This is a genomic window from Glycomyces sp. YM15 (assembly GCF_016918015.1).
Classification (GTDB): Bacteria; Actinomycetota; Actinomycetes; order Mycobacteriales; family Micromonosporaceae; genus Glycomyces.
Genome location: NZ_JAERMK010000009.1, coordinates 1 through 21208, shown reverse-complemented (window position 1 = coordinate 21208; position 21208 = coordinate 1). Strand labels below are relative to the sequence as shown.

General features: G+C 70.4%; 18 protein-coding genes. 9 read left to right on the top strand and 9 right to left on the bottom strand.

Translation table 11 applies throughout. The annotated features are described in order from the left end of the window. Positions 1–26: 26 nt before the first annotated feature. Entirely contained in the window at positions 27–779 is a 753-nt protein-coding gene (locus tag JHY01_RS11620; RefSeq protein WP_205325811.1) for a phosphoglyceromutase, read from the bottom strand. A gap of 344 nt (positions 780–1123) precedes the next feature. Here JHY01_RS11620 and JHY01_RS11615 point away from each other — a divergent pair, with 344 nt between their 5' ends. Together JHY01_RS11615 and JHY01_RS11610 are read left to right on the top strand one after the other, a co-directional pair. Beyond that, positions 1124–1543 carry a hypothetical protein gene (locus JHY01_RS11615; protein ID WP_205325810.1) on the top strand — a complete coding sequence of 140 codons (420 nt, stop codon included), beginning with the start codon at positions 1124–1126 and terminating at the stop codon, positions 1541–1543. Beyond that, positions 1536–2537, top strand: coding sequence for a hypothetical protein (locus JHY01_RS11610; RefSeq protein WP_205325809.1), 1002 nt, complete (start codon positions 1536–1538; stop codon positions 2535–2537). The genes JHY01_RS11615 and JHY01_RS11610 overlap by 8 nt, the downstream gene beginning before the upstream one ends. Before the next feature lie 3 nt (positions 2538–2540). Here JHY01_RS11610 and JHY01_RS11605 read toward each other — a convergent pair whose 3' ends face one another. Then, on the bottom strand, positions 2541–3017 hold the full coding sequence (locus JHY01_RS11605) for a YbjN domain-containing protein (protein ID WP_307814393.1): 477 nt from the start codon (positions 3015–3017) through the stop codon (positions 2541–2543). 448 nt (positions 3018–3465) lie between these two features. Then, positions 3466–4698, bottom strand: coding sequence for a D-inositol-3-phosphate glycosyltransferase (gene mshA / locus JHY01_RS11600; RefSeq protein WP_240192681.1), 1233 nt, complete (start codon positions 4696–4698; stop codon positions 3466–3468). A gap of 402 nt (positions 4699–5100) precedes the next feature. On the opposite strand from mshA, the gene JHY01_RS11595 reads away from it, so the two are divergent. The 3 genes from JHY01_RS11595 (at position 5101) to JHY01_RS11585 (ending at position 9203) form a co-directional block, all read left to right on the top strand. Continuing rightward, positions 5101–5772 carry a TetR/AcrR family transcriptional regulator gene (locus JHY01_RS11595; RefSeq protein ID WP_240192674.1) on the top strand — a complete coding sequence of 224 codons (672 nt, stop codon included), beginning with the start codon at positions 5101–5103 and terminating at the stop codon, positions 5770–5772. 105 nt (positions 5773–5877) lie between these two features. Next, positions 5878–8058, top strand: coding sequence for a dTMP kinase (gene tmk, locus JHY01_RS11590; protein WP_205325806.1), 2181 nt, complete (start codon positions 5878–5880; stop codon positions 8056–8058). Then, a complete protein-coding gene (locus tag JHY01_RS11585) occupies positions 8055–9203 on the top strand; it encodes a DNA polymerase III subunit delta' (RefSeq protein WP_205325805.1) in 1149 nt (382 codons plus the stop codon). The genes tmk and JHY01_RS11585 overlap by 4 nt, the downstream gene beginning before the upstream one ends. 21 nt (positions 9204–9224) lie before the next feature. Here the strand turns inward: JHY01_RS11585 and JHY01_RS11580 are convergent, their stop codons facing one another. Beyond that, entirely contained in the window at positions 9225–9797 is a 573-nt protein-coding gene (locus JHY01_RS11580) for a hypothetical protein (RefSeq protein WP_205325804.1), read from the bottom strand. A gap of 160 nt (positions 9798–9957) precedes the next feature. Between JHY01_RS11580 and JHY01_RS11575 the strand changes: the two genes are divergently transcribed. Then, complete coding sequence (locus JHY01_RS11575) at positions 9958–10623, top strand: hypothetical protein (protein ID WP_205325803.1); 666 nt, start codon at positions 9958–9960, stop codon at positions 10621–10623. Positions 10624–10729: 106 nt separating this feature from the next. Here the strand turns inward: JHY01_RS11575 and folE are convergent, their stop codons facing one another. Next, positions 10730–11371 (bottom strand): GTP cyclohydrolase I FolE, encoded by a 642-nt coding sequence (gene folE, locus JHY01_RS11570; RefSeq protein WP_205325802.1) that lies wholly within the window; start codon positions 11369–11371, stop codon positions 10730–10732. 113 nt (positions 11372–11484) lie between these two features. Next, a complete protein-coding gene (gene ftsH / locus JHY01_RS11565; RefSeq protein WP_205325801.1) occupies positions 11485–13464 on the bottom strand; it encodes an ATP-dependent zinc metalloprotease FtsH in 1980 nt (659 codons plus the stop codon). A gap of 281 nt (positions 13465–13745) precedes the next feature. Here ftsH and hpt point away from each other — a divergent pair, with 281 nt between their 5' ends. Then, the gene (gene hpt / locus JHY01_RS11560; RefSeq protein WP_205325800.1) at positions 13746–14381 is read left to right on the top strand and encodes a hypoxanthine phosphoribosyltransferase; all 636 of its coding nucleotides are present in this window, start codon (positions 13746–13748) and stop codon (positions 14379–14381) included. A 258-nt stretch (positions 14382–14639) separates the two neighbouring features. Here hpt and tilS read toward each other — a convergent pair whose 3' ends face one another. Both tilS and JHY01_RS11550 read right to left on the bottom strand, forming a co-directional pair. Continuing rightward, positions 14640–15749, bottom strand: a complete 1110-nt coding sequence (gene tilS, locus JHY01_RS11555) for a tRNA lysidine(34) synthetase TilS (protein WP_205325799.1) — start codon at positions 15747–15749, stop codon at positions 14640–14642. Continuing rightward, positions 15742–16857, bottom strand: coding sequence for a zinc-dependent metalloprotease (locus JHY01_RS11550; protein ID WP_205325798.1), 1116 nt, complete (start codon positions 16855–16857; stop codon positions 15742–15744). The genes tilS and JHY01_RS11550 overlap by 8 nt, the downstream gene beginning before the upstream one ends. Positions 16858–17159: 302 nt before the next feature. Between JHY01_RS11550 and JHY01_RS11545 the strand changes: the two genes are divergently transcribed. Next, positions 17160–18944 carry a carbohydrate-binding module family 20 domain-containing protein gene (locus JHY01_RS11545; protein ID WP_205325797.1) on the top strand — a complete coding sequence of 595 codons (1785 nt, stop codon included), beginning with the start codon at positions 17160–17162 and terminating at the stop codon, positions 18942–18944. A gap of 58 nt (positions 18945–19002) precedes the next feature. On the opposite strand, the gene dacB is transcribed toward JHY01_RS11545, so the two are convergent. Continuing rightward, a complete protein-coding gene (dacB, locus tag JHY01_RS11540; RefSeq protein ID WP_205325796.1) occupies positions 19003–20442 on the bottom strand; it encodes a D-alanyl-D-alanine carboxypeptidase/D-alanyl-D-alanine-endopeptidase in 1440 nt (479 codons plus the stop codon). Positions 20443–20497: 55 nt separating this feature from the next. Between dacB and JHY01_RS11535 the strand changes: the two genes are divergently transcribed. Next, on the top strand, positions 20498–20995 hold the full coding sequence (locus tag JHY01_RS11535) for an inorganic diphosphatase (protein WP_205325795.1): 498 nt from the start codon (positions 20498–20500) through the stop codon (positions 20993–20995). Positions 20996–21208 lie beyond the last annotated feature (213 nt).

Sequence of the window (21208 nt, the reverse complement as noted above, 5' to 3'; positions counted from 1 at the left end):
CTGTTAACCCAGAGTGCGCATCCGGGCTATTTCTTGCCCTGCGCGGCCACCGCGGCGGCGGCCTCGGCGGCGGCCTCGGGGTCGAGGTACTCGCCGCCGGTCACGGTGGGCTTGAGCGTGGCCTCGTCCAGCTCGTAGCGCAGCGGCATCCCGGTGGGGATGTTCAGCTTGACGACGGCCTCGTCGGACATGCCGTCGAGGTGCTTCACGAGCGCGCGCAGCGAGTTGCCGTGCGCTGCGACGAGCACGGTCTTCCCGGCCTTGAGGTCGGGAACGATCCCGTCGTACCAGTAGGGGAGCATCCGCTCGAGGACGTCCTTCAGGCACTCGGTGGCCGGCAGGATCTCGGGGGCGAGGTCCGCGTAACGGGCGTCGCCGTCCTGCGAGAACTCGGAGCCCGCCTCGATCGCGGGCGGCGGCACGTCGTACGAGCGGCGCCAGGTCATGAACTGCTCCTCGCCGTACTCGGTGAGCGTCGCGGCCTTGTCCTTGCCCTGCAGTGCGCCGTAGTGGCGCTCGTTCAGGCGCCAGGAGCGCTTGACGGGGATCCAGGAGCGGCCGGCCTCGGCCAGCGCCAGCTCGGAGGTGTTGATGGCGCGGCGCAGCAGCGAGGTGTGCACGACGTCCGGCAGCAGGTCGGCTTCGGCGAGCAGCCGCCCGCCGCGGCGGGCCTCGTCCTCGCCCGAGGCCGACAGCCTCACGTCGACCCAGCCGGTGAACAGGTTCTTGGCGTTCCATTCGCTTTCGCCGTGGCGAAGCAGCACGAGAGTAGCGGTCATACCCCTATCCTGCCGTCTCGCCCGCTGCCCTGCCGCCCGGTCAAGCCACAGGTGTGGCCGAGGTCGCCTCCTCACGGGCGGTCGTCCCCGCCGGTGAGGAGCGCGGGCCGGCTCGAACCAGGCGGAAACCGGGCGCGAACCGCTCGGCCCGCGACCGCGTACGCAGGTCGTTCGCGTTGTGCCGGTTCGTGATGGATGGTCCACGTCATGGGACGGTGTGCCATATCTGCAACTGCACCTTGTGGACGACCGAAGGTGCCGATAGCGTCTGGTCAGCGCGCGGTCACAGGCGCCAACCGAGATGACCGCGCGCCGTGAATCACCCTGCCCTGGAAGGAGTCCGAATGAACAGGGGACCTCGGTCCACTCTAACCCTCGCGCTGCGCCGGATCGGAGCGACGGCCGCACTGGCCGTGCTCGTGGCGGGCGGCATGGCCGCGCTGCCGTCCACGGCGAGCGCCGGGGGCGTGTTCTACACGATGACCTGCGACGACTGGTGGTCGGGCGTGTCGACCACGAACGGCGACGACTACGGCGAGACGGTGCGGTGGCGTTCGCGTTTCACCACGTGCGGCTCGCACTACGCCTGGGTCAACGTCTACTACGCCAACTCCAGCGGCGGGGGGAGCACCGGCAAACGCCAGTCCTCCAGCCAGGCGACGGTGGGCAATCCGGTGACGCTGCGGTACTACCGCAACGGCGTCTACAAGTCCTGGCATTCGGGCTGCGGCTCGGGCTGCCACACCGAGATGTCCTATGCCTGACCTTCGCGGTCGCCTGGGCCGGGCCGCTCTCGGCGTCCCGGCCCTGCTCGCGGCGGCGCTGTCGGCCGCCTGCGCCGAGCCTCCCGAACCGATCGACCGCGCGACCGCCGAGGCCGTGCTCGCCGACAACATGGCGTCGGCCGACCAGGTGCAGCAGGCCATGGAGCGGGTCGCGACGCTCTGCGTCGAGAACCGGGGCTTCGCCGTGCACCCCCTCGCGGTCGAGTACGAAGCGTCCCCGGGCCTCGACGACCTGCTCGGCCCGTGGGTCTACTCCGAGCCCGACCTCGCCCTGCCGCCCGAGGAGATCTACGGCATCCGGGTCGACGACCCCGCCATCACGCTCGTCTACGAGGGCGCGGACGGCGAGGACGTCTACACTGAACCGGACCCGTTCTCCGATCTGCCGCGAGCGGACCAGGACGCCTACTACGAGGCGTACTACGGCTCGCCGGGCATGGAGGCCGAGACCGTGCTGCTGCCCGACGTGGGCGAATCCGAGCGCGCCGGGGGCGGGTGCATGCGCGAAGCGGAGGACGCCCTCGCCGAGGGCGCCTACCCGGACTACCTCAACCACGCCGGGCTCGCGGGCGCCCGCGGCAGCACCGGCTGGGAGCGCGACGACCGGGTCGCCGAGGCCCTGACGGCCTGGGCCGACTGCATGGACGAGCGCGGCCACGACTACGGCGAGCCGATCCAGCTGCGCGGCGCACTGTTCAGCAGGGCCGGGGACCTCAAGGCCGCCTGGCAGATCGAGCATTCGATGTCCCTTGAGGAGGCCGAGGCGAGGTTGGCCGAGGAGGTGCTGGCGACCGCCGGGGACGACGCCGCGTGCCATGCCGAGTCGCGGCTGCAGGAGGTGCGGGAGGACGTGTTCTGGGAGTACCTGATCGCCTACGTGAGCGGCCACGAGGAGGAGTTCTACTCGTTCCACCGGCGCGCCGAGGACATGCAGGCGCGCGCCCAGGAGATCCTGGCCGACGGGCGCCTGTGATCCTCAGTCGCGCGGGCGGAGGTGCTCGAACGCCTCGAGGTTCTTCGTGGACTCGCCGTGGGCGAGGCGCCAGGCCCATTCCGCTTCGATGGAGGTCCTGAAACCCAGTTCGAGGATCATGTTGAAGCTCTCGTCGGCCGCTTCGAGGACCTGGCCGAGGACGCGGTCGAGCTCCTCCGCGTCGATCGAGGCGTGCGGGAGGCGGCCGACGAGGTGGATGTCCTCGTTCTCGTCGGTCGCGAACGCCACCGCGTACAGCTTCCCGTTGCGGCGCAAGAGCTCTGCCCAGACCGACTCCCGGTCCTCCTCGGGCCTGCGCGCCACGAACGCCTCCACGCGCAGGGCATGGTCCTCGACGACCAGGACGCACGCGATCGCGAGCTTGCGCCGGCCGGGGAGCGTGACGACCGCCGAGCGGGGGCCGTCCTGCCGGTAGTCGGCGCCGATCTCGTCAAGGGCCGCGGTGAGTTGCTCGATCACCGGTTCAGGGTATCCACCGAAGGGACCCAGGCTCTTCATGCCTGGTGGAGATCGGGGCGGTGAACCGAATCGCACAGGTCGCGTTCGCGCATCGGGACGGTGCCACCGGGCAGGTCGAGCGAATACGCCGCTGCGGGGCCGGGTGTACGCCGAGGCGAAGGCGGCCGGGATTGGCTCGCAGCCGGCACGACACGCGGTCAAGGAAGTCCGTGACGCCTCCGCGGTCGTCGATGCCCAACGCAAGGCCGGTCTGCTGCGCGGGCACGCGCGGCGAAGGCGATGTCGAAGCCGGTTGCCTTCAAACCCGTTGCGGCGCAGGCGTTCGACGACCGGTGCCTGTCACGGGTCGTCAGCGCCCGGGCGGTTTCGATCCGGACCGTCTACATCTGACGGTGTGAGCTTCCAGGGGATGAGCCTTGAGCGGCGAACCTCCGGATGCATCCGGAGGTCACTTGACGGTGATCGCCTGGGAGCGGGCGAGGAGCGCGCGCCGGTAGGCGCCGCTGAGCCCTTCGGCGGTGGACTGCCAGGAGAAGCGCGCGGCGTGGGCGCGGGCGCCGGCGGCGAGGCGTTCGCGCAGGGCGCCGTCGCCCATGAGGCGGCCGAGCGCGTCGGCCCAGTCGTCGGAGGAGTGGGAGTCGACGAGGAGCCCGGAGGCGTCCTCGCTGACGGCGGTGGTCAGGCCGCCCACCCGGGCCGCGAGGACCGGGGTGCCCGCGGCTTGGGCCTCGAGGGCGACGAGGCCGAACGATTCGTTGTAGCTGGGCACGGCGACGGCGTCGGCGGCCCGGTAGACCTGGGCGAGCGCCTCGCCCGAGCGCGGGGTGCGCCATTGGACCCGGTCGGCGAGGCCGAGTTCCCCGGCGAGTTTGGGGAGCCAGTACAGGTCGGTGTTGGAGGGCCCGCCGACGAAGACCGGGACGATGCGCTCGGCGAGCGGCGGATCGGTCTCCCGCAGCCGCGCGAGGCCGCGCAGCAGCACGTCGGGGGCCTTAGCGGGCTGGATGCGGCCGACGAACGCGACGACGAGGGCGTCCTGCGGCAGGCCGAGCGCCCGGCGGGCCTCGTACCGGTCGCCGGGTCGGAAGACGCCGAGGTCGACGCCGGGGTGGATGACCTCGACGCGGCGCTCGTCGGCGCCGTAGTAGCGGTGCAGCTCTGCGGCTTCGGCGGCCGTGTTGGCGATGAGGAGGTCCGCTTCGGTGGTGATCTGCTCCTCGCCGACGACGCGGCCGATCGGCTCGGGCGAGTCGCCTTCGGCGAGTTGCGCGTTCTTCACCTTGGCGAGGGTGTGGAAGGTCTGGACGAGCGGCACGCCCCACCGGTCGGCGGCGACCCACGCGGCCTGGCCGGAGAGCCAGTAGTGGGCGTGGATGAGGTCGTAGTGCCCGGGCCGGTTGCGGGCCTCGGCGCGGAGGAGGCCGCCGGTGAACGCGCACAGCTGCGTCGGGAGGTCGTTCTTCGACAGGCCCTCGAAGGGCCCGGCGGGCAGGTGGTGGACGAGGACGCCGGGGGCGGCTTCGACGGTGGGGGGCTCCTCGGAGCTGGTGGCGCGGGTGAAGACCTCGACTTCGACGCCGGAGCGGGCGAGTTCGCGGGCGGTGTTGAGGACGTAGACGTTCATGCCGCCCGCGTCGCCCGTGCCGGGCTGCGCGAGCGGCGAGGTGTGCACCGAGACCATCGCCACGCGACGGACGTTCTGCTTTCGGCATCGTGCCCTGAAGGCCGGCGTACGCCGCTGCTGCATGTGGTCGTCCTCTCCCACGGGGCCCGGTGAAAGCCCGCTCGCCACTCTTGGCGACGCTCGCGAGCCGTGAATCGGCCCTGCTCGTCCCCTGAAGCAACGCGCAAAACCCTCGCAATCCTTCCGTGTCCGGGTGTTCATGCACAACCGCCGCAACCGTGAGAGTGATGAACTCCGCATTTCGTCAAGCCGTTTCGCGACATGACGGTCGAGACCGCCTGATCGCACCAGCAGGGGTGAAGTTGGAATTTCCCTCGCGACACGGCCGGGAATGAGCCTCAAATCCGGGCAAGTCGTCCATGATGGGGAGACTTGTCATCACAGGGGGGAGACAACACCATGAGCACTGCTACCGTGCCGGCCGCAAGGCAGCCCACGATGTCACCGGTGTCCAAGTTCGGTGCCACGCATTCACTGCGGCGCCTGCCCGTCCAGGAGCGTTCGGCCGCGCGCGTGCGCCGGATGCTCGACGCCGCCGCGGACCTGATCGAAGAGGTCGGCTACGACCGGCTCTCGACCACCGCCATCGCCCAGCGCGCCGACGTCGCCATCGGCTCGGTCTACCAGTTCTTCGGGGACAAGCGCTCGCTCGCCGAAGCGCTCAGCCAGCGCTACATCGACCTGTACTTCGAGCGCCTCGCCGCCCGCTTCGACGCCGAGCCGCCCGCCGACTGGCGCGGCGGGGTCGAAGCCGCGATCGACGAGTACGTGCAGATGTACCGGACCGCGCCCGGCTTCCGCGTGCTCCACCTGGCCGACGCCATCGACCCGGGCCGGGCCGACGCCGTCACCACCGGCGGCGACGTGATCGCCGACCAGATCCTCGCCGGGCTCGCCCAGCGCTTCGGCATCGGCGGCGACGACGAGCTCAACAAGACCGTCACCGTCGCCGTCGAGACCGGGCAGGCCCTGGTCCGCCTCGCGTTCCGCCGCGACCCGGAAGGCTGCTCCGCGTCGATCGCCGAAGCCGCCGACGTCGTCTGCGACTACCTCGGCCGCCGCCTGCCGTAAGAGGGGTCCCAGGCCACTCAAACGACCGCGCCGGGGCATGCGACCGCACCGGGCCGACTAGTCTCGTAGTCGACCCGGTGCGGTCTCTGACTTTCGAGGAGCAGCATGGCGAACACCCTTGGCGACATCCAGACGGTGCTGCGGATCCGCCCGTTCAGACGCCTGTGGACCGTCCTCGGACTGGCCTCCTTCGGCGACTGGCTGGCCATCTTCGCCACCGCCGGTTTCGCCCAGTCCCTGTTCGACGACCCCGCGGCCAAGGGCGCGGCCTTCTCGGCCACCATCGTGCTGCGACTCCTGCCCTCCCTGGTGCTCGGCCCCGTCGCCGGCGTCTTCGCCGACCGCTTCGACCGGCGCAAGACCATGGCCGCCTGCGACACCGCCCGCTTCCTCCTCATCGCCTCCGTCCCGACGGTCTACCTCATCACCGACAACACCGCCGTCACCGTCGCCTGGCTCGCCATCGCCCAGCTCTGCATCGAAGGCGCGGTCCTCATCTGGTCGCCCGCCAAGGAAGCGGCCGTCCCCAACCTGCTCCCGCCCGAGAAGTACGAGGCCGCCAACCAGCTCAGCCTCGCCACCACCTACGGCATCGCCCCGCCCCTCGCCTTCGCCGTCCTCGCCGTCCTCGAACGCGGCTCCGCGGTCTGGTCGAACCTCGGCACCTGGGCCGAACCGATGGTCATCGCGCTCTACCTCACCGCCGCGATGTTCGCGATCCTCGCCGTCACCGTCTACTTCTTCATCCCGCAGATCTCCGGCCGCATCGGCCGGGCCGCCGCCAAGACCTCCAGCGTCTGGCACGACTTCGTCGAAGGCTGGTCCTACCTGCGCACCTCCGAGCGCGTCCGCGGCCTCATCGTCGGCATGCTCGGCGCGTTCAGCGGCGCCGGCATCCTCATCGGCGTCGGCACCGTCTACGCCACCACGCTCGACGCGGGCGAAGCCGCGTTCTACACCCTCGCCGTGTTCCTCTTCCTCGGCCTCGGCTGCGGCATCGCCTTCGGCCCCAAACTCATCGGCGAGCTCTCGCGCCTGCGCTGGTTCGGCATGAGCATCGTCCTCGCGGGCAGCGGCCTCGCACTCGACGCCGTCGCCCCGCACATCGTGTTCTCCCTCATCGGGTCCGTCGTCATCGGCCTCGGCGCCGGCATGGCCTTCCTCGCCGGGATCACCCTCCTCCAACGCGAGACCGAAGACGAGATCCGCGGCCGCATGTTCGCGTTCATCGCCGTCTCCGCCCGCGTCATCCTCATGGTCTCGATGACCGTCGCCGCGCCCCTCGCGGGCTGGCAGGCCGCCCGGCAACTGGACCTCGGCTTCACCGAGATCCAGATCTCGATGAGCCGCATCCTCCTGTTCGTCGCCGCCGCCCTCGTCGCCTGGCTCGGCGTCACCGCCTTCCGATCCATGGACGACAAGCCCGGCGTCCCCGTCTTCGCCGACCTCTGGTCCTCCCTGCGCGGCCGCCCGCTCACCGCCCCCGACCCGGTCGCGGGCAACGGCTTCTTCGTCGTCTTCGAAGGCGGCGAAGGCGCCGGGAAATCCACGCAGGCCGTGAAACTCGCCGCCTGGCTGAAACTCCGCGGCTACGAAGCCGTCCTCACCCGCGAACCGGGCGCCACCGACATCGGCGCGCGCATCCGCTCCCTCGTCCTCGACGCTCCCTCCCAAGACCGTGGCGGCGACTCCGCACCCGCACCCCGCGCCGAAGCGCTCCTCTTCGCCGCCGACCGCGCCCAGCACGTCGACAAGGTCATCCGCCCCGCCCTCGAACGCGGCGCCGTCGTCGTCTCCGACCGCTACATCGACTCCTCCATCGCCTACCAGGGCTCCGGACGCGCCCTCGGCAAAGACGAGATCGCCTGGGTCTCCGCCTGGGCCACCGGCGGACTCAAACCCGACCTCACCGTCCTCCTCGACGTCGACCCCGTCAACGGCCTCCACCGCGCCAAAGCCGGCGGCGCCGGCGACCGGCTCGAACAGGAGCAGCTCGACTACCACGAGAGGGTCCGCGAGACGTTCCTCCAGCTCGCCGCCGCCGAACCCCGCCGGTACCTCGTCATCGAAGCGGGCGGCACCCCCGACGAGATCGCCGCCACCGTGCGCGACACCGTCGCCGAACGCCTCGACATCCGCGCCCAGACCGCCCGCACCGAAACCGGCTGGCCCGGCCTCGACAGCGCCAAGGACGCCACCGGCAACGGCGACGACCCCACCGACTCGACCACCGCCGCCAAGGACTACGGCTGGGACACCGTCGCCGAGGAGGCCGGACGGCCGTGAGCGTTTTCGACGAGCTCGTCGGGCAGGACGAGGCCCAGCGGGTCCTCGCCGAGGCCGCGGGCGGCCTCGGCATGACCCACGCCTGGCTCTTCACCGGCCCGCCCGGCTCCGGCCGCTCCACCGCCGCCGTCGCCTTCGCCGCCGCACTCCAATGCGACGCAGGCGGATGCGGCGAGTGCCACACCTGCCGCACCGTGCTCGGCGGCACCCACGCCGACGTCACCCGGGTCATCCCCGAAGGCCTGACGCTCGGCGTCGACCAAGTGCGCCGCCTCATCCTCGAGGCCAGCCGCGCCCCCACGGCGGGGCGCTGGCAGATCCTCATCGTCGAGGACGCCGACCGCTTGACCGAGGCGGCCGCGAACGCGCTGCTGAAAGCCGTCGAGGAACCGCCGGAGCGGACCGTGTTCCTGCTGTGCGCGCCGTCCACGAACCCGGCCGAGATCTCCGTGACGATCCGCTCCCGCTGCCGCGTCATGGGCCTGCGGCAGCCGCCCGCCGGGGCGATCAGTGACCTGCTCGTGCACCGCGACGGCCTGCCACGGCGAGAGGCCGAACTCTATGCCGCTGCGGCGCAAGGGCACGTCGGCCGGGCGCGGCGGCTCGCCACCGACGCCGAAGCGCGGGCGAAACGCCATGACGTGCTGCAGATCCCGCGCCGCCTGACCGGCCTCGGGGCGTGCTTCACGGCGGCGGTCGAACTGATCGAGGCGGCCGAAGCCGAGGCGTCGGGCGTGTACACCGAGCGGTCGGCGGCCGAGAAGGAAGCGCTGGAGACCGCGCTCGGCAAGGGCGGCACCGGGAAGGGCGCGTCGAAGGCGGCGCGCGGCTCGGCGGCGGCCCTGAAAGAGCTTGAGAGGCGCCAGAAGACGCGTGACACGCGGGCGCAGCGCGACTCGCTCGACCGGGCGCTCGTCGACCTGGCGGCGTTCTACCGGGACGCGCTCGCGGCGGGCTTCGGGGCGCGGGTCGACCCGATCCACATCGACATGGCGGACACGACGAGAGCGGCGGCCGCGAAGCTCAGCGCCGAGTCGCTGCTGCGCAGGATCGACGCGATCCTGGAGTGCCGCAAGGCGATCGAAGCGAACGTCCGCCCGCGCATCGCGGTCGAGGCGATGATGACGAGGCTCTGGCAGAGCTAGCGCCCGGGAGCGCCCGGCTTGTCAATGCGTCCACAAGTGCTGGATGAACGCGTCCTGCGCCTTCGGGATCGTGCCCGTCCGCCGCCAGCGGTACCACGCCCGCTCCTCGACCACCCGCACGCAGAAGTCCCCGTCGATCTCGAATGCCTCTGAGATGCAGCGGAAGTCGTCCCTGTAGATCCCGTCCGTCCAGTACCAGACCCGCCGTCCGATCAGCCCCGGCACGTCCGACGCCGGGTACGGCCGCCGGATCGGCGGCGAGTCCGGGTCGGACAACCGCTCGATCAGGTAGCCCGGTCGCGGCGAGCCCGTGCCGGGTTCGGGCTGCTGCACGTACACGTCCTCGGCCGGCACGAGGCTCGCGTACGCGTCCCCGTCGCCGTCCACCGCCCGGTAGTAGTCCGCCTCGGATATCAAGGGCACCAGCAGCATCCCGTCGCGCATGAACGGGTCGTCGGCGCGCAGGTCGAACTGCCATCCGCAGCCCGCCGCGCCCGTGATCACCCGCGAGGAGTGCAGGTCGAACGCCCTGGTCGCGGGCACCGGGACCAGCGCCGGAGGCGGCTCGGGAACGCTGAATGCGTTGTCGGACATGCCCAAAGGGAACTCCAGACCTCGTGTGGCGCGCTGTTGCCAGGGTGACCGGAGGAAAGCATAGGGGGTTGGCACACTCTGGGGATTCACGGCCCTCGCGGGGATCGTAGAGTTCTCTTCATCAAGCACGGAACACTTCTCGACTAAGGATGGAAGAGCTATGAGCGAGTACGACGAAGCCGCGGTGGACGAGACCGTCGAAGAGGACTACACCGCCGAGGAGGAGACCTACACCGACGAGGCCGCCACCGAGGACTACACCGCTGAGGAAGACCTCTACGCCGAGGACGACTCCTCCGTCTCCACGGTCACCGAGAGCTTCGACATCGACGGCGACGGCTACGCCGACGACACCATGACCGTCGACGGCGTCACCATGATCGACACCGACGGCGACGGCGTCGCCGAGGGCGTGGCCGTGGACTACGACGGCGACGGCATCTCCGACGAGCTGTCGGTGGACGCCGACGGCAACGGCACCATCGAGTCCTTCGCTTCGGACACCGACGGCGACGGCATGCTCGACACCTTCGAGTCGGACACCGACGGCGACGGCATCACCGACCAGGTCTCGGTCGACACCAACGCCGACGGCTACATCGACTCGGTCGCCACCGACTCGAACGGCGACGGCTACGCCGACACCGTGGCCACCGACTACAACAACGACGGCCTGGTCGACGAGATCTCGGTCGACTCGAACGCGGACGGCACCGCCGACACCGTGCTCGTCGACTCCGACGAGGACGGCTTCCTCGACACCGCCTACACCGAGGCCGTGCCGGAGGGCGACTCCTTCCAGTCGCAGACCGGTCAGGTCATCTAACAACCGAGCGTTCCGATGCCTGGACACCCCTAGGCTCGCTCGCCCTCATAGCGAAGGCCGGATGCCACCGCATCCGGCCTCTTCGCGTTCCCCGGTCCGGGCGGTCTCAGCCGGTGGTGCCGCGCAGGAGCGCCATCGCCTCGGCGCGGGTGCGCGCGTCGGACTGCATGAGGCCGCGCACCGCCGACGTGACGGTCGTCGACCCCTGCTTCCTGATGCCGCGCATGGACATGCAGGTGTGCTCGCATTCGACGACGACGATGACGCCGCTCGCCTCGAGGGAGGCGAACAGCTGGTCGGCGATCTGGCTGGTGAACCGCTCCTGCACCTGCGGGCGGCGCGCGTACACCTCGACGAGCCGGGCGAGCTTGGAGAGGCCGACGATCTTCCCGGCCGGGCCGGGGATGTAGCCGACGTGGGCGACGCCGGTGAACGGCAGCAGGTGGTGCTCGCAGAAGGACTGCACGTCGATGTCGCGCACGAGCACGAGCTCGTTGTGGTTCTCGTCGAAGGAGGTCTTGAGGACTTCGGCGGGGTCGACGCGGAGGCCGGCGAAGAGTTCGGCGTAGGCGCGGGCGACGCGGCGGGGGGTCTCCTGGAGGCCGGGGCGGTCGGGGTCGTCGCCGATCGCCGTCAGGATCTCTCTGACGGCGGCTTCGATGCGCCCCAGGTCCACCGCGTCTTCGACGGGGCTGCCGTTGATGCGGCCGTCGATGAGTCGGGCGGCCAGGTTGTCGAGTTCAGCCATCGCACAAGCTTACGGGTTTCCGCCGACATCCCCAGTGGGCTTCGCCACCAGGTGGACACGGTAACGGGCCTCCCGACCAGGTCGGAAGGCCCGTGAACGATGTCACTGCCGGTTCACGCCTGCGGGGTCTGCCCCTCGGTGCCCGGTCCGACCTCGATGCCCTCTTCGGGGCCCTCGGCGGGCTTGGAGCCGTTCGGGGTCGAGACGGGCGGTTCGCCGAGCTTGCGGGAGGCGGTGCCGTTGAACGGGGACATCGGCGGGCGCTTGACCACGCGGGTCGCGATCCGCTCGAGGTCGTCCTGGTTCAGCGTCTCCTTCTCGAGCAGCTCGACGACCATCTGGTCGAGGACGTCGCGGTACTCGGTGACGATCGCGTACGCCTCGTCGTGGGCGATCTCGATGAGCGCCCGGATCTCGGCGTCGACGGTGGCGGCGACGTCGTCGGAGTAGTCGCGCTGGTGGCCGTAGTCCTTGCCGAGGAACGGCTCGGAGCCCGAGGTGCCGTATTTGATGGCGCCGAGCTTGGCGGACATGCCGTATTCGGTGACCATGGCGCGGGCGACCTTGGTGGCCTTCTCGATGTCGTTCGAGGCGCCGGTGGTCGGGTCGTGGTAGACGAGCTCCTCGGCGGCGCGGCCGCCGAGCGCGTAGGCGAGCGTGTCGATCATCTCGGAGCGCGTCTGCGTGTACTTGTCCTCGGTGGGCAGCACGAGCGTGTGGCCGAGCGAGCGGCCGCGCGGCAGGATCGTGAGCTTGTGGACGGGCGCGGCGTGCGGCAGCGCGTGGGCGACGAGCGCGTGGCCGGCCTCGTGGTAGGCGGTCATCTTCTTCTCGGCGTCGCCCATGACGCGGCCCTTGCGTTCCGGTCCGGCGATGACGCGGTCGATGGCCTCTTCGAGGGCTTCGGCCGAGATCGCCTTCTGGTTGTGGCGGGCGGTCAGGAGCGCGGCCTCGTTGATGACGTTCTCGAGGTCGGCGCCGGAGAAGCCCGGCGTGCGGCGTGCGATGGTCTCGAACTCGACGTTCGGGACGAACGGCTTGCCCTTGGCGTGGACCGACAGGATCGCCTGGCGCCCTTCCTTGTCGGGGGCGTCGACGGGGATCTGGCGGTCGAAGCGGCCGGGCCGCAGCAGGGCCGGGTCGAGGATGTCGGGGCGGTTCGTCGCGGCGATGAGGATGACGCCGCCGCGCGTGTCGAAGCCGTCCATCTCGACGAGCAGCTGGTTGAGGGTCTGCTCGCGCTCGTCGTGGCCGCCGCCCATGCCGGCGCCGCGGTGGCGGCCGACGGCGTCGATCTCGTCGACGAACACGATCGCGGGTGCGTTCTCCTTGGCCTGGGTGAACAGGTCGCGGACGCGGCTGGCGCCGACGCCGACGAACATCTCCACGAAGTCGGAGCCGGAGATCGAGTAGAACGGGACGCCGGCCTCGCCGGCGACGGCGCGCGCGAGGAGGGTCTTGCCGGTGCCGGGGGGACCGAACAGGAGGACGCCCTTGGGGATCTTCGCGCCGAGCTCCTGGTACTTCTTCGGGTCCTCGAGGAAGTCCTTGATCTCGCGGAGCTCCTCGACGGCCTCGTCGGCGCCGGCCACGTCGTCGAACGTGGTCTTCGGGGTGTCCTTGGACACCATTTTCGCCTTGGACTTGCCGAAGTTGAGGACCCGCGAGCCGCCGCCCTGCATCTGCGACATGAAGAACAGCAGCAGGAGGACGATGAGCACGATCGGGAGGAGGCTCAGCAGGAACGAGACGAACACGGAGGTCTCGTTGACCTCGGTGTCGAACTTGACCCCCGCCTCGTCGAGCTCGGTGGCGACGGTCTCCATCATCCCCGCGGGGAGATAGGCCTCGACCTGCGTCTCGTCGTTCAGGGTGAGCTGGACCAGCTGCTCCTTGTCGAGGAGGTTGGCCTCCTTGACGTTCCCGTCGGTGATGTCCTTGAGGACTTCGGAGGTCGTGGCCTCCTCGTAGTCGGAGCCGCCGGACCAGAAGCTGCCGATCAGGACCGCGATGAGGGCGATGAGCACGATCCAGACGAGCGGCCTGCGGAAGAACCGCTTCCGCTCAGGTGTGGGTCTCCCGGCGTCGACCACTCGTTTCCTCCTGCGTAATTCGCGTTCTCGAGAGCGATGCTGTCCTCGTCGCGGCGGTTAGCCTCACCGCGGCCCCACAGGGTTTCCTGAGCTGCAGGGCGAAGACAACTCGAACGTACACGGTAAGGAGGTTCAACGTCCCGCAGCGTCGGCACCGCCGGCCCTTCGCGACGGACACCGCCCATACCCCGCCCGCTGATAGACCGTAATTAGTACCACGGGCGGATTGAGTTCGCCCACCCAAGCCAGCGCCGCGGACGATCGGGTGGCACCCTTGTTACATGACGTCGGAGCTAGCCAGCCCACCTTCCGTCCCGTCCGCTGCAGCGCGGGACGCGGTGTTCGATCCTGATTCGTGGTACGCCGAGGAGATCGAGCGCACCATCATCACCGAAGACGAGATCCGAGCGAAGGTCGCCGAACTCGGCGCCCGCGTCTCGGCCGACTACGCCGACGGCGTGCTCGCGGACGGCGACGAGCTGCTGCTCGTGGGCGTGTTCAAGGGGGCGGTCATGTTCATGGCCGACTTCGCGAGGGCGTTGAGCGTGCCGGTGAAGATGGAGTTCATGGCGCTGTCCTCCTACGGGAGCCACACGACCTCCTCGGGGACCGTGCGCATCCTCAAGGACATCGACTCCGATGTCACCGGGAGGCACATTCTCGTGGTCGAGGACATCATCGACTCCGGGCTCACCCTGGACTGGCTGCTCAAGTACCTCGAGGGCCTGCACCCGGCCTCGGTCTCGGTGGTCTCGATGCTCCGTAAACCGGGCGTGCAGCGGGTGGACATCCCGGTCAAGTACCTGGGTTTCGACATCCCGAACGAGTTCGTCGTCGGGTACGGCCTCGACTACGCCGAGCGCTACCGCGAGCTCCCGTTCATCGGCGTCCTCGATCCGGCGGTCTACCAGAAGTAAGCGCCCCCCGGGGCGCCGCTGAGCCCCGCACTCTCGTCCCCGACGGCCCGCGCGAACGCGCGGGCCGTCCTCGTCGGTACGGCCCGCGGTGCTCATCGATTTCGCTACAAGCGGAACGCGTCCGCTCCGGACGCCGGATTGTCGTACCCGTCTGTCAGGGTTCTGCCGAGGGGCGCCGAGAACGCGGGCGCCTGAGGCTCGGTGCTGCCCGGCCCCGACCGGTCCGCGGCGAACCGACCGCGGTGCGCCGCACCGCGGTCACCCGAAGCGCCGCTGCCCCTGCGCCTCGTCGGTCCGGGCCGCCGTGAGCCGGCCACCGCTGCGCCGCACCGCGATCCCTCCAGGGAGGAATGTCGGGCCCTGGCCGCGCCAGTCCGCCACGAGCGCGTCCACTGCGTCGAGGTGCCGGTGGTTCAGCGCCGCCCCGTCGGCCCCCGACTCGAGGACCCAGGTCCGCAGCACCCGCTGCCGCACCGGCCCTGCGAGTGCAGCGAGCCGTTTCGCGTCGAGCCCGCCGTCGCGATCGCGGCCCTCGCCGCTCCCGCCTGCGCTGCTGCGCGAACCGCCGTCCTCGCCGGCGTTCAGGTCGGCGTCGCCTTTCGCGCTGCCGCGCCCGGCGCCCCCGGTTTCGGCCCGGCACGCCTCCAGCGTCTCGCGGGCCAGTCCGTCGAGGAAGTCCGTGTCGGCCCCGACGAGGGCCGCCGTCCGCGCGAGGTTCGCCACCACATCCTCGCCGAGGGTCTCGACCAGCACTTCGAGCGCCGGACGCAGCGCCGACCGCAGGAACCGCGGGTCGGTGTTGTGCGGGTCGGTCCAGGGCTTCAGCCCGCGTTCGGCGCAGGCCGCGTGCGTGTCCGCCCGCGCGATGGCGAGCAGCGGCCGCCGGTACCGGCCGCGCACGGCCCGCATTGCGGCGATGCCGCGCGGCCCGCCGCCGCGCGCGAGCGCGAGCAGCACGGTCTCGGCCTGGTCGTCCCTGGTGTGCCCCAGGAGGATCGCGTCGGCGCCGTGCCGCTGGGCGGCGGCGTCCAAGGCCGCGTACCTGGCGGTGCGCGCCGCCGCTTCGGGGCCGCCGTCGCTGCCGACTTCGACCGCGACTTGCAGTGCGGGTTCGAATCCCACACGGTTCGCCCAGTCGGCGACTTCGGTCGCGCGTTCGTCCGAGCCGTCCTGCAGGCCGTGGTCGACGGTGACGAGTCCGGCCCGCAGTCCCATCCGGGGGGCGCAGAACGCGAGGGTGTCGGCCAGCGCGAGCGAGTCGGGTCCGCCGGAGCAGGCGACGAGCGCGAGGGATCCGGCGGGGAGGTCGGCGAGGGCGTCGCGGACGGCGATGCGCAGGCGCGCGACCGAGGGCGGCAGCTTAGCCATGCCCGGCGGCGAGGCCCGGCGCGGTGAGGCCCTGGCCTTGGAGCACGCGCGCGACCCACTGTTCGGGGTGGTCGATCTCGGTCTCGGTGGGCAGATGCTCGGGGCGTTCCCAGACGCGGTTGAAGCCGGTGACGCCGTGTTCGGCGACGACTTGGTCGACGAAGCGGCGGCCGGCGGCGTATTGGCGCATTTTGGCGTCGAGGCCGAGGAGCTGGCGGAGGAACCGCTGGAGGGTGGTGGGGTTGGCGCGGCGGCGGTCGAAGCGGCGGCGCAGGAGTGCGACGTGGTTGATGGCGGTGCGGCCGACGCCGTCCATGACGGATTCGGCGTGGCCCTCCAGGAGGGTCATGAGCGCCTGGATCTGCGAGATCGCCTCGCGCTGTTCGGGGCTGGTGACCGCGGACATGACGTCGGCGCCGGGCCTCTCGTCCCGGGGGCCGTGCTGCTCCTCTTCGCGGGCGGTGGCGAGGGCGCGGCGCACGGCGCGGGCGAGGCCGGAGGCGGTGGACCGGTCGGGTTCGGCGGCGTCGAAGAAGGTGTGGATGAGGTGGTGGAAGTGCTCGCGCATCCAGGGGACGGCGGTGAACTGGTTGAGGTGGGCGGCCTCGTGGACGGCGATCCAGAGACGGAATTCGCGCGAGGGCAGGCGCAGTCGGCGTTCGACTTCGACGATGTTGGGGGCGACGAAGAGGAGTCGGCCGGTGTCGGTGGAGAAGGTCTCGAACTGGCCGAGTACGCGGGAGGAGAGGAACGCGAGGACCGCGCCGGTCTGGACGCCGGTGAGCTTGGCGGCGGCCGAGACGGGGGCGTTCGCTCCGGCGTCCTCGGCGCCGAGCTCGATGAGGAGGCGGCGGAACCCGGCGATGTTGATCCGGCTCCAGCGGACGCGGTCGACGACGTCGACGGCGACGGTGGTGGCGGGTACGAGTCCGGTGTAGTCGGTGACCAGGTCGATCGCGGTGCGGGCGTGGCGGTGGAGGTCGGCGACGACGTCGAGGGCGCCTTCGGGGCTCATGCGGGGGCCGCCGCGGCTGAAGGCCCGGGAGCAGGAGGCGGCGGTCTGCCAGTCGACGGACGGCAGCATCGGGTTTCCTGCGGGCGGCGCCATCGGCCAAGCCTATCCATAGCGCAGTTGCCGCGCCACTCTCCTGCGCAAGTGGGCGCGAACCGCCGCGTTTCAGACCTGGGGTTCTCGGTGGTCGCGCTCGTTTGCCGCCTTGCCGACGCCGCGCGGGCCGCGTCGAGGACCGGTGCGGTTTGCGATGATTCGCCCGCACGGGTGACTACGCCACGTGACCGTACGGATTCAAATATCGAGCATCTTGAAATTATCGGACCATCGGTGCTACGTTCTTCTCGAGCCCGCAACATCTTGCAGTAATGCGGGCAGAAATTGCAAAGGGAGCAACGATGCCTCACCACCTCCGCCGCCGCGCACTGCCCGCCATCGGCGGCGCCGCCCTCGCGGCCCTCATCGCCGCAGCAGCCATCCCCACCACCCCGCCCGAACCCGCCCCCGAACCCCTCGACGCCGCACCCGCCGCCGCCCTCACCGGCGGCGACTCCATCCTCAACATGTTCGAATGGAACTGGAACTCCATCGCAGCCGAATGCGAAGGCCCCCTCGCCGACTCCGGCTACACCTACGTCCAGACCTCCCCGCCCAACGAGCACATCCGCGGCGACGACGCCACCCCCGGCGAAGCACACGCCTGGTACATCCACTACCAGCCCGTCAGCTACAAGATCGAATCCCGCCTCGGCACCCGCGCCGAATACCAGCACATGGTCGCCACCTGCCAGGCCAACGGCATCGGCGTCATCGCCGACGTCGTCATCAACCACATGGCCGCAGGCTCCGCCACCGAGGACCGCACCGGCTGGGCCGGCAGCACCTACCGCCAGTTCAACTACCCCGACGCCGGCTACGACCCCTCCGACTTCCACAACACCGGCGGCGACTACTGCGAAATCGACGACTACCAGGACCGCGACGAAGTCCAGACCTGCCACCTCGTCGGCCTCAACGACCTCGACACCTCCCAGACCGACGTCCGCGAGACCATCGCCGCCTACCTCGACGACCTCCAGAGCCTCGGCGTCGCCGGCTTCCGCATCGACGCCGCCAAACACATCGCCGCCACCGACCTCGCCGCCATCATGAACCTCGTCGACGGCGACCCCTACATCGTCCAAGAAGTCATCGGCGCCCCCGGCGAACCCATCACCGAATCCGAATACACCGGCATCGGCGACGTCCAGGAATTCAGCTACGCCTACGACCTCAAGAACCACATCAACGGCGGCTCCGACGCCCGACACCTCACCACCATGGGCACCGGCTGGGGCTACACCGCACCCGCCGGCGTCTTCGTCGCCAACCACGACACCGAACGCGGCTCCCAGACCATGAACTACCAGTACGGCCAGGACTACCTCCTCGCCGAAGCGTTCATGCTCGCCCACCCCTTCGGCACCCCCGCCTCGTACACCGGCTACGAATTCACCAACGGCCACGCCGCCCCGCCCCTCAACCCGGACGGCTCCGTCGCCGACGCCGTCTGCGGCTCCGGCGCCTTCACCTGCCTCCACCGCTCCCCGTACATGAGCGGCATGGCCGGCTTCCGCACCGCCACCGCCGGCGAACCCGTCGTCAACACCTGGGGCTCCGGCGACGCCCTCGCCTTCGGCCGCGGCGACACCGGCCACGCCGTCGTCAACGCCGGCACCTCCTCGATCACCCAGACCTTCACCACCTCGCTCCCCAACGGCTCGTACACCGACGTCATCTCCGGCGGCACCGTCACCGTCTCGGGCGGCGCCTTCACCGCCACCGTTGCCGCGAAGACCGCGCTGGCGATCTACGTCGGCAACGGCTCGGGCGGCGGCACCACGAGCGACTGCGTCGACGTGAACGCCACGGTGAGCGGCACGAACGTGGGCGACGAGGTGTACATCGTCGGTTCGATCCCGCAGCTCGGCAACTGGACGGCGATCAGCTCGGCGCACCTGTCCGGAGCGACCTACCCGGTCTGGAAGGGCACCGTCTCGGTCCCGGCCGGCACGACTTTCGAGTACAAGTACGTGATCGTGCGGTCCTCGGGGACCTACACCTGGGAGTCGATCGGCAACCGGACGGCCACGGTGCCGGCCTCCGGCTGCCTGAGCCTCGACCAGACCTGGAACGTCGCCTGACCCTGAGCGGCATGAAGGGCCCCGGGCATTCGCCCGGGGCCCTTCGCGGTCCGTCGCGCTAACAGCCGCACTGCGACACGGCCGCGGTGACCTCGTCCATCGCCGCCTCGACCGCTTCGGGGCCCGTGGTGTGCCCGTTGGAGATGAGCGAGAAGATCACCTGCCTGCCGTCCGCGGTGGTCAGCGTGCCGGTCAGGGAGATGACCCCGGTGGGCTGGGTGAGCGTCCCGGTCTTGGCCCGCACCACGCCTTCGCCTTCCTCGGCGGTCCCGAAGCGGTCGTCGAGCGTGCCGGAGTATCCGGCCACCGGCAGGGACTCGAACACCGACGACGCCTGTGATCCGGCCGCGCCGAGCAGCATCCGCGTGAACGCCTTCGCGGTCATCCGGTCGGTCGGCGAGAGCCCGGACCCGTCGTTGAACACCAGTCCGGCCGTGTCCACGCCGAGGCCTTCGAGCGTCGACGTGTGCACGGTGGACATGGCGGCCCAGGTCATCTCTCCTTCGACGGCCAGCGCCGTCTGGAGCGCGACCGCGTCCGAGAGGAGGTTGTCCGAGGTCAGGATGAACGAGTCGACGAGCGCCGACAGCGGCGCCGAGTGGACCACGGCCAGTTCGGCCGCGCCCTCCGCGGCGGTGCCCGCCTCCACCGTGGTGGCGCCGAGGAGGTCGGCGAACTCCTGGGCGGCGACCATCGCCGGGTCGGTGTGGTGGGGGGCGTACTTCTCGGTCGTGTTCGTGCGGCCGCCGTCGAGCATGATCGGCGCCATCGGCCCCGTCGAGTCGTCCAGCTCGGCCATCCCGACACCGGGGGCGTTGACGCTGTCGGTGAACACGCTCGTGTCGAGGTACAGGGTGGTCGGGGCGGTGCCGCCGCGCGCCTCGAGCACGAGTCCGGCGAGTTCGGTGAGGCTCGCTCCCGCCGCGTACGGGGTGTAGTAGCCCTCGCCGTCGACGGTGAGGGTCGGGTCGCCGCCGCCGACGAGCACGACGCTGTCGTCGGTCGGGCCCTCGACCACGGTGGTCGGGATGCGGTATTCGGCGCCGAGGTGCTGGAACGCGGCCACGGCGGTGACCACTTTCATGGAGGAGGCCGGTGCGAGCGGGGTCGTGTCCTCCTGCTCGAAGAGGACCTCCCCGGTCAGGGCGTCGGCGAAGGACGCGGAGAGGCTGCCGTTGAGCCGCGGGTCGGCGAGCAGGCCCGGCAGGACCGAGGCGAGGTCGGGCAGGGGCGCGTCGGCGTCGGATCCGGCCAGTACGGGCGCGGGTTCGGCCGGGGGATAGGCCTCGGGGGCGGTGATCGTCCCGGTCCGAGGGCTGGTGACGGCGGAGATCTGCCACACCAGGCCCCCTGCGGCGGCTACGGTGACCACGATGGCGAGGGTGGCCAGGACCCACGTGAGCGCCCGTCGACGGCGTGCCGGGCGTTGCTTCTGGGCGGGTGCGGCGTGTGGCGTACTACTCGCGACCTTGGGGTCGGCGTTGTCACTGAGGGACATGCACAGAGACTAAGGCATCAAGAGCACTGCATTTGAGCCTGGAGGAGGTCGGCCAGTGGAGTTCGACGTGACCGTGGAGATCCCGAAAGGGAGCGCCAACAAGTACGAGATCGACCACGAGACCGGGCGGATCCGTCTGGACCGGACGCTGTTCACCGCGACGGTGTACCCGGCCGACTACGGCTTCATCGACGACACGCTCGGCCAGGACGGCGACCCGCTGGACGCATTGGTGCTGGTGGAGCCGACGTTCCCGGGTTGTGTGATCCGCGCGCGCGCCATCGGCATGTTCCGGATGCGCGATGAGAAGGGCGTGGACGACAAGGTGCTGTGCGTCCCGGCCGAGGACCCCCGCAAGGACCGGTTCAAGGACATCGCCGACGTTCCCGAGTTCGACCGCCTGGAGATCCAGCACTTCTTCACGGTGTACAAGGACCTGGAGCCCGGCAAGAGCGTCGAAGGCGCGACCTGGACCGGACGCGCGGAGGCCGAGGAAGAGGTGCGCCGCTCGTTCGAGCGCGCCAAGGCCAACGGATACCACTCGAACCACTAACGATACGAAGGAAGGGCCCGGACGCGATGCTTGGGTTCTAGGAGTCGTTGCAACACCTTGATCTACAAGGGATTGCGATGGACTTCCAGATCCGTCAGAACCGGACCAAAGCTCAGGGCCCGAAAGGGATTGCGATGGACTTCCAGATCCGTCAGAACCGGACCAAAGCTCAGGGCCCGAGGAAGCTGACCGCGGAGCGGCATGCTTTCCTGC

Excerpts from the sequence above, each read along its gene's own strand:
- JHY01_RS11620 (WP_205325811.1), bottom strand. The coding sequence starts at position 779 with ATGACCGCTACTCTCGTGCTGCTTCGCCACGGCGAAAGCGAATGGAAC.
- JHY01_RS11615 (WP_205325810.1), top strand. The coding sequence starts at position 1,124 with ATGAACAGGGGACCTCGGTCCACTCTAACCCTCGCGCTGCGCCGGATC.
- JHY01_RS11610 (WP_205325809.1), top strand. The coding sequence starts at position 1,536 with ATGCCTGACCTTCGCGGTCGCCTGGGCCGGGCCGCTCTCGGCGTCCCG.
- mshA (WP_240192681.1), bottom strand. The coding sequence starts at position 4,698 with ATGGTCTCGGTGCACACCTCGCCGCTCGCGCAGCCCGGCACGGGCGAC.
- JHY01_RS11595 (WP_240192674.1), top strand. The coding sequence starts at position 5,101 with ATGAGCACTGCTACCGTGCCGGCCGCAAGGCAGCCCACGATGTCACCG.
- tmk (WP_205325806.1), top strand. The coding sequence starts at position 5,878 with ATGGCGAACACCCTTGGCGACATCCAGACGGTGCTGCGGATCCGCCCG.
- JHY01_RS11580 (WP_205325804.1), bottom strand. The coding sequence starts at position 9,797 with ATGTCCGACAACGCATTCAGCGTTCCCGAGCCGCCTCCGGCGCTGGTC.
- JHY01_RS11575 (WP_205325803.1), top strand. The coding sequence starts at position 9,958 with ATGAGCGAGTACGACGAAGCCGCGGTGGACGAGACCGTCGAAGAGGAC.
- folE (WP_205325802.1), bottom strand. The coding sequence starts at position 11,371 with ATGGCTGAACTCGACAACCTGGCCGCCCGACTCATCGACGGCCGCATC.
- hpt (WP_205325800.1), top strand. The coding sequence starts at position 13,746 with ATGACGTCGGAGCTAGCCAGCCCACCTTCCGTCCCGTCCGCTGCAGCG.
- tilS (WP_205325799.1), bottom strand. The coding sequence starts at position 15,749 with ATGGCTAAGCTGCCGCCCTCGGTCGCGCGCCTGCGCATCGCCGTCCGC.
- JHY01_RS11550 (WP_205325798.1), bottom strand. The coding sequence starts at position 16,857 with ATGGCGCCGCCCGCAGGAAACCCGATGCTGCCGTCCGTCGACTGGCAG.
- JHY01_RS11545 (WP_205325797.1), top strand. The coding sequence starts at position 17,160 with ATGCCTCACCACCTCCGCCGCCGCGCACTGCCCGCCATCGGCGGCGCC.
- dacB (WP_205325796.1), bottom strand. The coding sequence starts at position 20,442 with ATGTCCCTCAGTGACAACGCCGACCCCAAGGTCGCGAGTAGTACGCCA.